Raw genomic sequence first — 11,676 nt, forward strand, 5'->3', positions numbered from 1 at the left:
GTGGCCAAGGAAATCTTCGTAGCGTTCGGGATCGACGTCGACGCCGTCGGCGGCTGGCTCGGCTCCTACGGCGGTGAGGACTCCCCGGACGACATCTCGCGCGGCCTGTTCGCCGGCGAGGTGGGCGTCCCGCGGCTCAACGCTCTGATGAAGAAGTACGACCTGCCGTCGACCTGGTTCTGGCCGGGGCACTCCATCGAGACCTTTCCCGAGCAGTTCGAGCAGGTCGTGGCCGCCGGACACGAGATCGGCGTGCACGGCTACAGCCACGAGAACCCGATCGCGATGAGCCGCGAGCAGGAGTCGACGATCCTCGACTACTGCATCGACCTCATCGAGACGCGCACCGGCCGGCGCCCCACGGGGTACGTCGCGCCGTGGTGGGAGTTCTCGCCGGTCACCAACGAGCTGCTGCTCGAGCGCGGCATCAAGTACGACCACTCGCTCATGCACCGCGACTTCGAGCCGTACTACGTGCGCGTCGGCGACACCTGGTCGAAGATCGACTACGACAAGGACGCCCGCGAGTGGATGAAGCCGCTCGTGCGCGGGCAGGAGACCGACCTCGTGGAGATCCCGGCGAGCTGGTACCTCGACGACCTGCCGCCCATGATGTTCATCAAGACCAGCCCGAACAGCCACGGCTTCGTGAACCCGCGCCACATCGAGGAGATGTGGCGGGACCAGTTCGACTGGGTCTACCGGGAGTCGGACTACGCCGTCTTCACCTTCACGATCCACCCGGACGTCTCGGGCCGTCCGCAGGTCCTGCTCATGCTGGAGCGCCTCATCGAGCACATCAACAAGCACGAGGGCGTCCGGTGGTCCACGTTCGACGCCATCGCGGACGACTTCAAGGCCCGCCGTCCCCGGGCGTAACCGTCCGGGTAAGGGAGCGCGAACAGGATGTGCGGTGCCTGTGGAGGCCCATCCGCGGACTGGGCCGGGCCCCTCGTCTCCGGGCACCGGCGCCGGGCGGCGATCGCCCGGTTCGTCGGCGCCGTGTGCAAGGGAGTGACGGTCCGTCCCGTCCCGCAGGGGTGGCTGGCGTCCGGCAGCACCGGCGGGGCGCGCGTCGCGCCGACCCTCGACCGGCTGCTGGACGGCGTGGCCCGTCTCCTGGTCCCGTCGGGATGGGACGAGCTCGAAGCGTCGCTGCGCGACCACGAGCACGGGACCGCCCACGACGACGACGCCTATCCCGGCTACCGTCCGCCGTCGGCGCCCCATCCGCAGCCGGCCGTCACGGTCATGAGGGTGCCGCCCGGCGGCGCCCTGCACCTGCGGCTCGCCGCGTTCGGGCTGGGCGTCCGCGTGTTCGACCGCCGCGCGGTCGCCCTCGACGCCCTCGGCCGGGCGGCGCCGTTCCGGCTGCTCGCGGCGGAGGGAAGGATCGTCGGCTCCGGCCCCGGAGTGAGCGCAGAGTGAACGGGGTGTGAGCGGAGTTTGAGCGGGTGTGAGCGGAGTTCGAGCGGACAGCGGGCGGCCATCCCAGGGTGGCCGCCCCCGACCGTCCCTCTTTATCGGTGTCCGGCGAGGTGCGCGCCGGTGGCGGCGGCGATCACCCGGGTGAGCGCCTGGTGCAGGTCCTGCAGTTCGGTCAGCTCCATGCCCAGCCGCTCGACGATCGTCGCGGGCACCTTCTCGGCCTGCCGGCGCAGTGCCCGTCCCTCGTCGGTCAGCACCACCGCGAGCGACCGCTCGTCGTCGCTGGCGCGGCGGCGCTCGACGAGACCGGCGGACTCCAGACGCTTGAGCAGCGGCGACAGTGTGGCAGGCTCCAACTGCAGCAGCCGGCTGAGGTCCTTGACCGACAGCGGCGCGTGCTGCCACAGGGCCAGCATCACCAGATATTGCGGGTGGGTCAGCCCCATCGGTTCGAGCACGGGCCGGTAGAGGCCGATGACCGTCCGTGAGGCGACCGCCAGGGCGAAGCAGACCTGGTTCTCCAGGGCCAGCGGGTCGACGGTGTCGCCAATCTCACTCACTACGCACCTCCACTGCCATGGTAGCGGGTTAGTACACTAATAATTAGTGGACTAAGCGCCAGCGCCGAGAACACAGGAAGTGCCATGGCCCGTAGGAAGAGTCTCGAAGAGCGCATCGCCGACCGCGTCGCCAAGCGCCCGCCGATGAAGGACAGCAAGCACTTCGAGCACGGCCCCGCCAAGTGGATCTTCGCCAGCGTGCTGGTGTTCGCGGTGCTCATTCACTTCGTCATCGTCGGGATCGTCATGCTGCTGGGCGGCTGACCGGCGGCAGCACGAGGGACGCCCGGGCGGTTCCCGCGATCCTCACGAATCCTCACGCGAGTGAGCAGGACGGGATCGGGCCCGCGGCGCGGTCGCCGCGGGCCCGATCGATTCACGTTCACCCGGTCGTGGCCGATGCGGTCACGGGCTGGTGCAGGTGATCGCCGGGGTGGCCGAGGACCCTCCGGCGATGAAGCCGAAGGTCGTGCTTCCGCCGGCCGCGACCGAGCCGTTCCAGGCCTCGTTGCGCACCGTCACGGCCGAGCCGGAGCCCGACCGTACGCCTCCCCAGACCTGGGTGACGGTCTGCCCGCCGGGCCAGGTCCAGTTCGCGGTCCAGCCGTTGATCGGGGACGTGCCCGCACGCACCGTGACCTCACCCTGCCAGCCGCCGGACCAGGAGTTGACCACGCGCATCGTCGCCGAGCACGCGCCGGTCACCCCGCCGGACGGCGAGGGGCTCGGGAACGGACTCGGCGACGGAGACGGGCTCGGGCTGGTGCCGGGACTCCCGCTGGGCGAGGGGCTCGGGGAAGGGCTCGGGCTCGGAGACGGGCTGTTGTCGGTCAGGACAGGAGTCGTCCAGTCCCGCCACTGCGACAGGTTGCCGGACTTCCTGGACGAGATCCGGAACACCCCGGCGGCGTTGCCCGACTTCACCAGGAACTTCTGGATGTTCTGCTGCAGAGGCGTGCGCCATTCCGACCTGGTGGCGCAGTGGGTGCCGTCCTGCACGTCGGACCAGTAGCTGATGTTGTCCCCCGCGCCGAGTGCCTTGTAGACCTCCGCGCCGGCCAGCGCCGCCACGCTCCCCGACTGGGCGCCCAGCCAGTCGACGTGGGGGTTCTCCATGATGAACAGCCCGCGTGGGGCGATCATCCCCACCATCTCGTGCGTGTCGACCGGCAGCCGGCTCGGGTTGCCGGTGAAGGAGCCGAACGCGTCACCCAGCCACGGCTGCTCGGAGTAGGCGCTGCTCAGCGGCTGCGCGCCGCTCTCCTGGGCGACGCCGCGCAGGATCGGAACACCGGCGCTGCCGGACTCGATCGGCATGGTCAGCGCGATGCGCTGGTCGAACACTCCGGCCGTGAAGGCGCCCTTGCCGTACCGCGAGCACCCGGTGACGCCGGTCGCGTCCGCCTTGAGGATGCTCCCGCCCGACTGCTCGATGACGTCGATGATGCGGCTCACGCCCCAGGCCCAGGCGGCGAGCAGCCCGGTGCTGCTCGAAGAGCCGTAGATGCCGTAGAAAGCACCCTGCTTGTTGTTGCGTGCCGTGCCTTCCTTGCCGACCGTGAACGGGTCGTAGCTGATCACCGCGGCGCCGCTCGCCTTGATGGTGGCGGTGTCCGCGCCGAACCCTCCGTACACGATGACGGCCGGGAACGGCCCGCTGCCGCTCGGCAGGTCCACCGGCGCCGAGAAGCCGGCACTCCTGCCGTTGGCGGACACGTTCACGGTGATTCCGGTCCGCGAGACCGTGCCCGTGACACTCGCCGGCTTGCCGGGCTTCTCACCGTAGACGTAGCGTTCGGCCAGCTTCTTGATCTCCTCGCGGCGGCACCGCCACTCCGACTTGGACGTGACGCGCTGCCCGTTGATCTTCTCGAACGGATCGGGAAGCCGGGAGTTGGACGCCGGCGACCCCAGGTCGGGCACCGGGCAGTCGGCGCCCTCGTCCTCGACGCCGGCCGCGGCCGCCGCGACGAGCGTGGCGGTGGTGGCGTCCGCCCTGGGAATCTCCGTTGCCGCCAGGCCCAGCGAGAGCGCCGCGACGGCGCCGACGACGAGCGCGCGGCGTGCGCCCCGGGTTCGGCTCCTGCCGTACGAGCCGGCGGCGCCGATCATCGGGCGCTCCCCGGGCAGGGCCGTCCGGCACCGGCGGCGGGCATGCGTCCGGCCTGCAGCGGGCTCTCCATCGGTGCAGGCGAGACCGTGAGACGTTTCAAGGTCGCTCGTCCTTCCTCCTGAGGATCCCGGACCTGTCATCAGGTCCCGGGATGACCACAGGCGAGTAGGGAGGTAGGTATTTTCGGAGAATTGCCGAAAACTTCCGATCTCCACAAGGCCCAAGTCACGCAAGGTCGCCACCGCCGCGGTCACGCCGAAACAGAGCTGTTCCAAGCCATTGCAGCGACATGTCGCACACAAGTTTCGCTTTCATACACGAAACTTTCAGATTCGGGCACGCCTCGCCCGCCCGAGCGGACCGCACCGGCGGCGTCTCAGGCCGCTCGGCCGGGAGGTCTTCCGCCGGGAGGTCTGACGACTTCGGCACCTCGCTCGTGGAGCAGCTCGGCCAGGCGTGCCGCGTTGCGCTGGGAGTTGTCCGCGCAGCAGTTGTTGGTCAGCACGTGCGTGGTGGTCGTACGGGCGGCCAGGTCGGCGATCCCGCCGGCCCAGTGGCGGAGTTCCTCCTCGGAGTAGAGGTATCCGAACCGCTCCTCGATCACGCGGCTCGTCCACTTCTCCGAGTGACCGTGGAGGCGGACGACGGCGAGGTCGGAGGTGGCCGCCAGCACCGGCGGGACCGACGAGGGATGTCCCTGCGGCATGTCCACTCCGACGTACGGCAGGTCGTTGGCGGTCAGGAAGCCGAGGGTGTCGCTCCGGGTGGCCTCGTCCATCCAGGCCGCGTTGCGGAACTCGACGCACATCCGCATCGGCAGGCAGCGGTCACGGCATTCCAGGATGTACCGGCGGTTCGCGCCGCCCGGCGGGAACCACTGCGGGAACTGGAACAGCACCGCGCCGAGCTTCCCCGACTCGTGCAGCGGCTCCAGCGCGCCGAGAAACCGGCGCCACACCTCCTCGACGACCTCCGGGGGGAGGTCGCGCCGGTACAGCGTCCGTTTGGGCTCCCCCAGCACGGCCCGCAGGTCCTTGTAGAGCGCGGCAGGCCGGGTCGGATGCCCGGTGAGCAGGGAGAACGCCTTGACGTTGAAGGTGAAGTCCTTCGGCGTGCGGTCCCGCCACAACTCGGCCGTACGCCGGGCCGGCGGGTTGTAGTAGGTGGCGTCCACCTCGACCAGGGGGAACCGGCCGGCGTAGTAGCCGAGTCTCTTCTCGGGGGTGGAGGCCTCGGCCGGATACCAGCCCGACGCGAGCAGCGACTTGTCCGTCCAGGAGGCCGTACCTACCAAGATCTTGCCCATGCCTTTACCTCTCCCCTCCCTGAGGGAGGGGATTCCGGCCGTCACCGGCATCGGGCCGCGAACTTCTCCGCCGGGCACGGACTCCAACAGGACATGAAGCTCACGACCTCGCTCCGTGTCGTCCTCCCCGCCACCGTGGCCGCCACCGTTGCCGCCACCGTTGCCGCCTCGTCGGTCTCCGCCGCGGCGCTGCCCGCCGGCGCGGCCGCCATGCCGAAGTTCGCCAAGCCCAAGGTCTTCGGCACCTCGTTCCAGAGCGACCCCCGTCACGACTTCACCAAGCACATCTCGCCCCGGCATGACGGCATCCTGCGGGGCTGGGTCACGTACTACCGGTCCGGGACGGCGGAATACGAGCCGATCAAATGGGTGAAGGACACGACCGGCCACACGGAGGGGCACTTCGAGGGCCCCGCCGAGGGCGACGTCATGGCCTACGCCTCTCCCCTGGCGAAGAACGTCGTGTTCTACAGCGCCACCGGATGCGAGGGCACCGTGGTGACGGTGAAGAACGACAGCCTCGGGTCGAAGCGGTGCTCGCGGAGTGTGCTGGTCTCCCGGATGAAGGACGGCCACCGCCCGGCGCTCATCACCGTCTACCGCGGCAGGATCGTCAAGGTCCAGGAGATCTACACCCCCTGAGCGGCCCCGCCGATCGGGGCCGGCCGGGTCCGTCTACGGCGGCGTCGTTGAGAGGGGCTCACCATAATGAGGGGATGTCAACGCCGCGGCAGCGCTACCGGGACCAGGTCCGTTCGGAGATCAAGCAGATCGCTCTCGTGCAGATCGGCGAGGGCGGGGCCGCGGCGCTCAGCCTGAATGCGGTGGCCAAGCAGCTCGGCGTCACGGGTCCGGCGATCTACAAGTACTTCCGCAGCCGCGACGACCTGCTGACCGAGCTGATCCTGGAGGGCTTCGACGAGGTCGGCGCGGCCGTACGCACCGCCGTACGCGAGGGAGCGCCGCGGGAGCGGCTGCACGCGCTGGCCCGGGCCTTCCGCGAGTGGGCCGTCACCAACCCGCGCCTGTTCCAGTTGCTGGCCGGCACCGCCTCGCCCGGCTACCAGGCGCCCCCGGAGAGCGTGCTGCGGGCCCGCAATGTGCTCGCGCCCCTCCTTCCCGTGTTCGCTGGGGGACGCTGCCGTCCGGGTGCCGAAGGGCTGCGCGACCAGATGCTGCGGTGGCTGGAGGAGACCCCGGCGGTGGCCGAATGGGTGCGCGCGTTCGCCCCGCAGGGCGACCCCGCGACCGCTCTCGCCGGAACCGTGATGGCCTGGGCCCAGCTCCAGGGCGTGGTGAGCCTGGAGGTCCAGGGACAGTTCGCCGGGATGGGCCACGACGGCTCCACCCTGCTCGCCGCCTGCATGGACGGCCTCGCCGACCTGATGGATCTGTAGGCGGCCGCTCCGGGCACCCGCAACCGCCCTCCTCGTAGCTTCGGCCGGTTCACGGGGGTTTGTGGCACTCTGCAGGGATGGGTGGAGACAGGATCAGCGCGGCCGCGGCGGGCACCTGGAAGCTCGGCGACCTCACGGTCAACCGGATGGGGTTCGGCGCCATGCGCCTGACGGGCAGCGCGGCCTTCGATCTCGGCACGCCGAGCGACCGCGAGCGGTCGATCGCGGTGCTGCGGCGCGCCGTGGACCTGGGCGTGAACCACATCGACACGGCGGCGTTCTACTTCTCCCGGCTGCGCTCGGCCAACGAGCTGATCAACCGGGCGCTCGCGCCGTACCCGGACGATCTGGTCATCGCCGCGAAGGTGGGCCCGGGGCGGGACCCGTCCGGCGAGTGGCTGCCGTTCGCCCGGCCCGACCAGTTGCGCGGCCAGGTCGAGGAGAACCTGCGCCAGCTCGGCCGGGACCACCTCGACCTGGTCTACCTGCGCCAGCCGGGGCTCGACTCGATCGCCGAGCACTTCGGGGCGCTCGCCGAGCTGCGCGCGGCCGGGCTCATCCGGCACCTCGGGATCTCCAACGTCCGGCCCGCCCATCTCGCGCAGGCCCAGGCGATCGCCCCCGTGGTGAGCGTGCAGAACCGGTACGGCGTCGGCGTCACGCGCAGCCGGGAGCTTCTGCGCACCTGCGGCGAGCAGGGCATCGCGTTCGTGCCGTTCTATGCCATCGCCGGGGAAGGCCGCGAGTCGGGGGCGAGCGGCACGGACCAGGACGAGGTGCGCGCGGTGGCCGCAGCGCGCGGGGCGACCCCCGCGCAGGTGCGGCTGACCTGGACGCTCGGGCAGGGGCCGCACGTCCTGGCCATCCCGGGCACCGGCAACCCCGATCACCTGGCCGAGAACGTCGCCGCCGCCGCGCTGCGCCTCACGGACGAGGACATGGCCCGCCTGGACGCGCTCACCGAGGCGCCTCAGGGTGCCTTACGCGCGAGGTAGACAGGGGTGAGAAAGTGCTCGACCACGTGTCCCCCCAGATCGTCGACGACTTGCGCGATGTCCCGCAGCAGCGCTTCCCGACGACTTTCGGGGAGTTCCCGGACGACGGCGAACGTGCCGTACAACCGGGCCGTCTGTTCCGCCGACATCACGGCCGCCCAACGGATGATCTCCGCTCTGATGTCGTCGAAAACACCGGCGGTGCTCAGCTCTTCGATCCAGGCGTCATGGTCGAGCGGCTCACGGGCCCCCTTGAGTCCGCCGGCAGGCCGATGCCGGCGGAGGACGCCGTCGAGCGACTCACGGAACACGCTCGGCCTCGTCGGGTCACCGTAGATCGTCCACCAGGCGGCGAACCAGCCGCCCGGACGGAGCAGCGCCGCGATCCGCGGGATCGCGGTCGCGCTGTCGAGCCAGTGCAGACTCGCGGCGCAGACCGCGAGCCGGAAGTCCTCCCGCATCCCGGTCAGGGAGTCGAAGTCTCCCTCGACGACCGTCAGCCGATGTCCGGCGAGTTCGGCGCGAAGGCGAGCAGCGAAGTTGGCACCCATTTCCACCGCGATGACCTCGGCACCGCGGTTCAGCAGTTCCCGCGTGGCCTGGCCGGCTCCCGGACCGATTTCCAGGACACGCGCACCCGGGTGCAGCGCCCCGGCTTCTTCGAGCATCTCGTACAGCTCCGGGGGGTACCCGGGCCGAGAGGAGTGGTAGCCGAGAGCGTCCTGGTCGAACAGCTCCCGACGCCGTAACCGATCCTCGATGCCGTACATCGACGTCCTTCCCTCTCGGAGATCCCGACCGGCGAGCGGCCGCTGGTGCATGGTCACGGTCCCGCCGGCGCTGCCAGCCAAAGAACTGATGGAACCTTCGCCGGGGCCACCGATCTCAGAAGCGAGATGCATGCTCCTGCCTTTCCCCGCATCAACCCCGGAGCGTCGTCTCCCGGCAACGAAGTGACACCTCCGCCTGCGCCGGTCTCATCGGCGAGGGCCTCCAGCGCACGCGATCGCAGTTCGCCCCAGCGCTCCTCCTCGGGAAACGCCTCGGCGGCGAGTCCCAGCAGGTCCAGGCGGCCCAGATGCCCGTGACATAGGGAGGAATCCATGAAGTCGGCGCTACACGCGGCCGTCAGCGAACGACGCGCCTCCCGCAGGAGACCAGGGTGTGGCGACAGGCGATGCGCCAGGAGGCAGGCGATGGCCGTTCCGGTGTCGCCACGGCACCATCCGGCTCCGCCACCCGCTTCCTGTCCTCCAGCCGCCCCTCCCCGGTCGGCGTCAGACCGGGCGGCGCCCACCTCAGTGATCATCCGTAGGCCCGTGTCCATGGCCGCGGTGTCGGCGACGAGCCGGCCCGCGCTGAGCAGTGCCCAGCCGATTCCGGCGGCGCCGAAGCCGAAGCCGGCTGGGTCCGCTTGTCTCACCGCCGTGCCCGCCGCCAACCGTTCGAGGCACAGGACGGCCGAATCCCGCAGTTCGGCGAATCCGTGTCGCGCGTACAGCTCCGCGCAGACCACGGCCGCTCCGGCGTACCCCGTCACCACATCCGGCGGATGAGATCCGTCCAGGCATTTGTACAGGTAGGGCGCGCACCGCCCAATGAGATCGAGATACTCCGTCCGTCCGGACACGGCGGCGAGGTGATCCAGAACGTAGAGCGTGCCGCAGATTCCGGTGTACGCACCCACCTGCCTCGGGCGGCCATCGCCTAAGTCCCGCCCGAGATCGGACAGCACCGGGCGCATGCAGCGCACCGCCAGCGTGAGATATTCCTCCTCATCGAGGACCTCAGCGGCATAAGCGAACATGAGCGCCATTCCAGGCAGCCCGTCATACAGGCGCGCCGGAAGGGGCCCATAATCCAGCGTTTCTTCCGGCACACTGTCCGCGATCAGGCCGATCCACGTGCAGTCCCCGACACCCTGGATCACGCTCCGCGCCACCTCGCGGACCGCCCTTCTCGCGGTGGTTTCGAAGCTTGCCATCTGTTCCCCGGACTCACCCCGCCTCGGCATGGCAGCCCCGGTCCCGCTTCGAGCGCGCGGCAACGTGCTCAGCGCACCCGTGAGAATTCGTAACTGGGCGGCACGGTGCTGCTCGCCGAACGCCCATAACCTCCGTTCGGCCGCCGCCAGGCCGGGCTCGGCGAAGAAGTTCTCGACGCTGGCCCCGGAACCGATACGCAGCGACGTGGAGGAAGGCGTGGTCTGGAAACTGGGGACGTCTCCAGCGAGGAGGGAACGCCGCTCGGCCTCCACGACCTCGGACAGTTCTGGGCGTCCCTCGGCGAGATCCCCCAACACGTCCGTGAGCCTCTCGGCGTCCAGCGCGTCCCTCAAGTGCCTGGGCTGGTGGCCTTCGTACAGCAGGAGGCCGTACACGCGCGTCGGCCTGACGAGGTAGCGGATCACCGTGCCCGCGGACCGTCGGAGCAGCTCCGCGAAAGCCGGCTTGTCGCCGGCCATGACGTCGTAGGCGTCCCGGAATCCGGCGAGCATCTCGGGTATGTGGTCTCCGGGATCGATCTGTCCGTCCGATTCGCGATCCCGCAGGAAGGGAAGGTTCCGGGAGGCCGGAAGCGCCGTCTCCGCTGTCTCAACGCGCATCAGATCAGTGAACGGTTCGACGAGGCGGGGTGCTTTCACGGAGATGCCTCTCCTCACCCCGCCGCCGATCGCGCTGTTGTCGACACCGCCTCTGATTCCGTCCCCGGGACCGGTACGCCTGGGCAGCAGACCCGTGGCCATGACGCTGTCGCCGAGGAGGGCGAAGGCCACGTCCTCGGCCGACCCCACGGGCGTCCCGGCGACGGCGGGAGGCTGGACGATCGTCTCGAGGTCGATGGGAACGGGGAAGTCCCCGTTGGCCACCAGGTTCTCCATGTGCATGTCGGCGGCGCCGAGATACATGAGTACGGCGGCGCATGCCCCCACACGCCGGTAGAAGTCGCGGACTCCGTCGTGACCGGAAGCCCCTTCGTGCTCGACGAATTCACACCAGCCGTATTCGCCCCGTACGACCACCTTCATGGCCCGCAGGCCGAGTTCGGGCCTGGCGGCATTGACCTGGGCGATGACCTGCCGGTACAGGTCCTCGGCGTCGAGAGGACGCGGTTTGTACACGACCCGGCCGCCGTCGGTGAAGGTCACCTGGGCCACGGACCGGCCACCGTGATGCGGATCCCCCAGTCCCGTCTGGATCCGCAGGACCCGCGACTCGTCGTCCGGCACGATCCCTTCCTGACGGAGAAGGGGTATGTCCGCCGCGAGCCGGTCGAGCAGTTCGACACTGTTCCTCACCCAGTTGTGCGCGCACCGCACGAGGGTGCGGCCGAGAACCGGGTAGTTCGCGAAGAGCGACGTGAGATACCGCCTGTCCCGCAACATGTGCGAGTCGTAATGGGCGTACCTCTCCTGCGGCGTCGCACCGGCGAGTTCTCCCCTGGCGCGCGCCAGATGCATGTCGACGATCAGCGTGTGGTGGCAGACGGACAGCACGTCTCCGACCAGGTTCCGGATCAGGGAGGCCCACGCCGCCGTCGTCAGCATGCCCCTGATGGCAGAACTCCTCGGGTGCCGGTCCGCCGCCTCTTTCAGGACACGTCCGTAGTGATGAGCGAGTCTCGCCATGAACCCCTCGAAGGGGACCCTCTCGTAGAGATCCCCGTAGACCTGCACCGGGAGGCCGGGCAGCCTCGCGGGGGCGGGGGCGAGGATCATCCGCTCGATATCCCCCATCCATGCGAGCGCCGTGCCGTCCGGCGCCGCAGCACGGCGTACGGATCCGGGTTCTGCCGCCGGCTTCATGGACACCTCTCCTGTCTAGCGAGTTGCGGTCGTTCTCGCCGCGCAGGCGCCGCGGATACGGGAAGACGGTCT

The 11,676-nt window shown here is 69.8% G+C and carries 11 protein-coding genes; 6 read left to right on the plus strand and 5 right to left on the minus strand.

The annotated features are described in order from the left end of the window. Together AAH991_RS08795 and AAH991_RS08800 are read left to right on the plus strand one after the other, a co-directional pair. Entirely contained in the window at positions 1 to 879 is an 879-nt protein-coding gene (locus AAH991_RS08795) for a polysaccharide deacetylase family protein (RefSeq protein ID WP_346225254.1), read from the plus strand. A gap of 27 nt (positions 880 to 906) precedes the next feature. Further along, a complete protein-coding gene (locus AAH991_RS08800) occupies positions 907 to 1,428 on the plus strand; it encodes a hypothetical protein (RefSeq protein ID WP_346225255.1) in 522 nt (173 codons plus the stop codon). A gap of 92 nt (positions 1,429 to 1,520) precedes the next feature. On the opposite strand, the gene AAH991_RS08805 is transcribed toward AAH991_RS08800, so the two are convergent. Further along, a complete protein-coding gene (locus tag AAH991_RS08805; protein ID WP_428833965.1) occupies positions 1,521 to 1,979 on the minus strand; it encodes a MarR family winged helix-turn-helix transcriptional regulator in 459 nt (152 codons plus the stop codon). Positions 1,980 to 2,072: 93 nt separating this feature from the next. On the opposite strand from AAH991_RS08805, the gene AAH991_RS08810 reads away from it, so the two are divergent. Further along, entirely contained in the window at positions 2,073 to 2,252 is a 180-nt protein-coding gene (locus AAH991_RS08810; protein ID WP_346225257.1) for a hypothetical protein, read from the plus strand. Between the two features lie 141 nt (positions 2,253 to 2,393). Here the strand turns inward: AAH991_RS08810 and AAH991_RS08815 are convergent, their stop codons facing one another. Beyond that, on the minus strand, positions 2,394 to 4,100 hold the full coding sequence (locus tag AAH991_RS08815; protein ID WP_346225258.1) for a glucuronyl esterase domain-containing protein: 1,707 nt from the start codon (positions 4,098 to 4,100) through the stop codon (positions 2,394 to 2,396). Positions 4,101 to 4,477: 377 nt separating this feature from the next. Further along, positions 4,478 to 5,407: a DUF72 domain-containing protein gene (locus AAH991_RS08820; protein WP_346225259.1), complete on the minus strand. Its 930-nt coding sequence runs from the start codon at positions 5,405 to 5,407 to the stop codon at positions 4,478 to 4,480. A 93-nt stretch (positions 5,408 to 5,500) separates the two neighbouring features. Between AAH991_RS08820 and AAH991_RS08825 the strand changes: the two genes are divergently transcribed. The 3 genes from AAH991_RS08825 (at position 5,501) to AAH991_RS08835 (ending at position 7,799) form a co-directional block, all read left to right on the plus strand. Further along, complete coding sequence (locus AAH991_RS08825; protein WP_346225260.1) at positions 5,501 to 6,049, plus strand: hypothetical protein; 549 nt, start codon at positions 5,501 to 5,503, stop codon at positions 6,047 to 6,049. A gap of 74 nt (positions 6,050 to 6,123) precedes the next feature. Continuing rightward, positions 6,124 to 6,804 (plus strand): TetR/AcrR family transcriptional regulator, encoded by a 681-nt coding sequence (locus AAH991_RS08830; RefSeq protein WP_346225261.1) that lies wholly within the window; start codon positions 6,124 to 6,126, stop codon positions 6,802 to 6,804. A 77-nt stretch (positions 6,805 to 6,881) separates the two neighbouring features. Beyond that, the gene (locus tag AAH991_RS08835; protein WP_346225262.1) at positions 6,882 to 7,799 is read left to right on the plus strand and encodes an aldo/keto reductase; all 918 of its coding nucleotides are present in this window, start codon (positions 6,882 to 6,884) and stop codon (positions 7,797 to 7,799) included. Here AAH991_RS08835 and AAH991_RS08840 read toward each other — a convergent pair. Together AAH991_RS08840 and AAH991_RS08845 are read right to left on the minus strand one after the other, a co-directional pair. Next, positions 7,775 to 8,467: a class I SAM-dependent methyltransferase gene (locus tag AAH991_RS08840; protein ID WP_346225263.1), complete on the minus strand. Its 693-nt coding sequence runs from the start codon at positions 8,465 to 8,467 to the stop codon at positions 7,775 to 7,777. The two genes, AAH991_RS08835 and AAH991_RS08840, sit on opposite strands and share 25 nt — an antisense overlap. Positions 8,468 to 8,622: 155 nt before the next feature. After that, positions 8,623 to 11,604 carry a type 2 lanthipeptide synthetase LanM family protein gene (locus tag AAH991_RS08845; RefSeq protein WP_346225264.1) on the minus strand — a complete coding sequence of 994 codons (2,982 nt, stop codon included), beginning with the start codon at positions 11,602 to 11,604 and terminating at the stop codon, positions 8,623 to 8,625. Positions 11,605 to 11,676: the final 72 nt, after the last annotated feature.

The organism is Microbispora sp. ZYX-F-249, assembly GCF_039649665.1.
GTDB classification, from domain to species: domain Bacteria; phylum Actinomycetota; class Actinomycetes; order Streptosporangiales; family Streptosporangiaceae; genus Microbispora; species Microbispora maris.

Excerpts from the sequence above, each read along its gene's own strand:
- AAH991_RS08800 (WP_346225255.1), top strand. The coding sequence starts at position 907 with ATGTGCGGTGCCTGTGGAGGCCCATCCGCGGACTGGGCCGGGCCCCTC.
- AAH991_RS08810 (WP_346225257.1), top strand. The coding sequence starts at position 2,073 with ATGGCCCGTAGGAAGAGTCTCGAAGAGCGCATCGCCGACCGCGTCGCC.
- AAH991_RS08815 (WP_346225258.1), bottom strand. The coding sequence starts at position 4,100 with ATGATCGGCGCCGCCGGCTCGTACGGCAGGAGCCGAACCCGGGGCGCA.
- AAH991_RS08820 (WP_346225259.1), bottom strand. The coding sequence starts at position 5,407 with ATGGGCAAGATCTTGGTAGGTACGGCCTCCTGGACGGACAAGTCGCTG.
- AAH991_RS08825 (WP_346225260.1), top strand. The coding sequence starts at position 5,501 with ATGAAGCTCACGACCTCGCTCCGTGTCGTCCTCCCCGCCACCGTGGCC.
- AAH991_RS08830 (WP_346225261.1), top strand. The coding sequence starts at position 6,124 with ATGTCAACGCCGCGGCAGCGCTACCGGGACCAGGTCCGTTCGGAGATC.
- AAH991_RS08835 (WP_346225262.1), top strand. The coding sequence starts at position 6,882 with ATGGGTGGAGACAGGATCAGCGCGGCCGCGGCGGGCACCTGGAAGCTC.
- AAH991_RS08840 (WP_346225263.1), bottom strand. The coding sequence starts at position 8,467 with ATGCTCGAAGAAGCCGGGGCGCTGCACCCGGGTGCGCGTGTCCTGGAA.
- AAH991_RS08845 (WP_346225264.1), bottom strand. The coding sequence starts at position 11,604 with ATGAAGCCGGCGGCAGAACCCGGATCCGTACGCCGTGCTGCGGCGCCG.